At 44.7% G+C, this 2,311-nt stretch carries 3 protein-coding genes; 2 read left to right on the top strand and 1 reads right to left on the bottom strand.

Annotation, left to right across the window (positions count from 1 at the left end):
• Positions 1-606: RlmF-related methyltransferase (locus V5298_RS20425; protein WP_332933256.1), on the top strand; the 606-nt coding region annotated here is incomplete at its 5' end.
• Positions 607-637: 31 nt separating this feature from the next.
• On the opposite strand, the gene V5298_RS20420 is transcribed toward V5298_RS20425, so the two are convergent.
• Positions 638-1,066, bottom strand: coding sequence for an META domain-containing protein (locus V5298_RS20420; RefSeq protein WP_332933255.1), 429 nt, complete (start codon positions 1,064-1,066; stop codon positions 638-640).
• 214 nt (positions 1,067-1,280) lie between these two features.
• Between V5298_RS20420 and V5298_RS20415 the strand changes: the two genes are divergently transcribed.
• Positions 1,281-2,297 carry a LacI family DNA-binding transcriptional regulator gene (locus V5298_RS20415; protein ID WP_332933254.1) on the top strand — a complete coding sequence of 339 codons (1,017 nt, stop codon included), beginning with the start codon at positions 1,281-1,283 and terminating at the stop codon, positions 2,295-2,297.
• Positions 2,298-2,311: the final 14 nt, after the last annotated feature.

The raw sequence follows: 2,311 nt of genomic DNA, 5'->3' as shown, positions 1-2,311 counted from the left end.
GGCCTTGATATTGGTGTGGGGGCCAATGTTATTTATCCCATTATCGGTAGTCAGGTTTACGGTTGGTCATTTGTGGGCAGCGATATAGATAAAACCTCTGTTAAGGCATGCAACACCCTTGTACGAAAGAATAAAGCGTTAGCTGGGTTGGTTACAGCCCGTCATCAGTTAGAAAAAAATTGTATTTTCAACGGGATTGTCCAGAAGGATGAAACCTTCGCGTTTACTCTGTGTAACCCACCTTTTCATAAATCTGCGGCACAAGCGCATAAAGGCACCTCGCTGAAAACGGCAAATTTAACCCGGAACAAACTCAAACGTTCAGGTAAAGGGGCCACACATAAGCACGGGACTAGTTTAAATTTTGCCGGTACCTCAAATGAACTCTGGTGTGACGGTGGTGAGCTGGCCTTTATTCAAAGTATGGTTAAAGAAAGTGTGCAGATAAAAGATCAGGTAGGCTGGTTTACCTGTTTAGTGTCGAAAAGTGCCCATTTAAAGCCCATCGCCAAAAGTATCGAATACTACGGTGCTTCGCAGTATAAGAAGGTGGATATGGGCCAAGGACAAAAGCAAAGTCGATTTATCGCATGGACGTTTCGCTAATTACACAGCATATCTATCAACGCCCTAGCTTTTATTCGTTGCTGGTTATCTTCACAAGCTTAATATATGTGCTTGAGTTTGGTGTCCTTAGGAATAACCACGGTTTGTCCGGGGATTGGGTGATCTCCGTGGCACTATTTAATGCCTCGATGTAGCGTTGTTCTTGCATCATTAAAGCGGGTGAACACATTTTGCGCGTAACGGCCAACTTCGATGTGGCCAGGGTGTTTTCTGCCTGCATAAAGGTACCGGTAAAGTTATTACACCCTGTGCTTCCAGAAAGGGTATTGCCAGTCACGTTTAAGGTAATATGGCTACTATCGATGACGCCTTGGCCACTGATATCTTCAACTTGCCATTGTCCCTCTAAGGCGGGCGATAATGCCTTGTTTTCTGATTGGCTGGCACAGCCGGTAAGGAAGAGGATAGCGATGGTCGTACTCCATCTTTTAATGGTCATGAATGCTCCTTGTGAATGAAGAGGATAGTCAATGTTTCGGGCAATATGGATTATCCATTCAATGCATGAATAGGATATGAACAACACTCTACCTTTTCATTAATTGTAAGGGAACATATTGAAGGGTAAAGTAAAAGCGCAATCGCTCACTATACTTAAATAAGGTGGTCGGTTATATTGTTGAACAATTGTTTGAATTTTTGGACAGCCTTTAGTGAGAGCAAAAGCGACATCCCTTGATATTGCGTATCGAGCGGGTGTGTCACAATCAACAGTTTCCCGCGCATTGCGAAATAGCCCCTTGGTGAGTGAAGAAACTCGCAAAAAAGTGCAGGAAATAGCCCGCGAACTCAATTATACCGTGGATAAAAACGCAAGTAATTTGCGTAAGCAACAAAGCGGTACCTTGGCGCTCTTATTGTTTGAAGATCCCACCGACGATAACTCCGCCATTAATCCTTTCTTTTTATCTATGCTTGGCAGCATTACCCGGGCGTGTGCCAACAATGGCTATGATTTATTAGTCTCGTTTCAACAAATGAGTGATAACTGGCACGCAGACTTCGAAGACAGCAACAAAGCCGACGGCCTTATCTTGTTGGGTTATGGCGATTACGTGCACTTTGAGGAAAAGCTAAAACATCTCGCTCAGTTGAAAACCCATTATGTCAGTTGGGGGGCAGAACTAAAGCAAGCCGGGGCTTTTGCCATTGGCAGTGATAATGTTGAAGGGGGCAGACAAGCGACACAACATATCATCGATAAAGGGCGTAAACGTATTGCTTTTTTAGGAACGGCTTCTAGCCATGCGCCGGAGTTTTTTGACCGCTATAAAGGCTATTGTCAGGCAATTGAAGCCGCGGGTTTACAGGTTGAGCCTCAGTTACAGCGCAATGCCTTGTATACCGAAGAAGCCGGCTATAAGGCCGCCTGCGAACTATTGGGATCTCAGCATCAGTTCGATGCTATTTTTGCCGCCTGTGATCTTATTGCTATTGGTGCCATGCGTGCACTGAAAGCGAAAGGTTTAAGGGTACCCGAGGATGTAGCGGTGGTGGGCTTTGACGATATCGTATTAGCTAATTTTTCCAACCCACCCTTAACGACCATGAAACAGGACACCTTGTTAGCAGGGGAATTATTAGTAAAAACCCTTATTGATTCGATTGTGGGGCGGGAAGTAAACAATGTACTCATACCGCCCAAATTGATTGTTCGGGAGTCTTGTTAAGACACCTTGCTAGG

This window comes from Alteromonas sp. 14N.309.X.WAT.G.H12, from assembly GCF_036697315.1.
Taxonomy (GTDB): domain Bacteria; phylum Pseudomonadota; class Gammaproteobacteria; order Enterobacterales; family Alteromonadaceae; genus Alteromonas.
This window is presented reverse-complemented; position numbering and strand designations above follow the sequence as displayed.

Bases quoted from the DNA above. Each gene is read 5' to 3' on its own strand.
- V5298_RS20420 (WP_332933255.1), bottom strand. From the start codon at position 1,066: ATGACCATTAAAAGATGGAGTACGACCATCGCTATCCTCTTCCTTACC.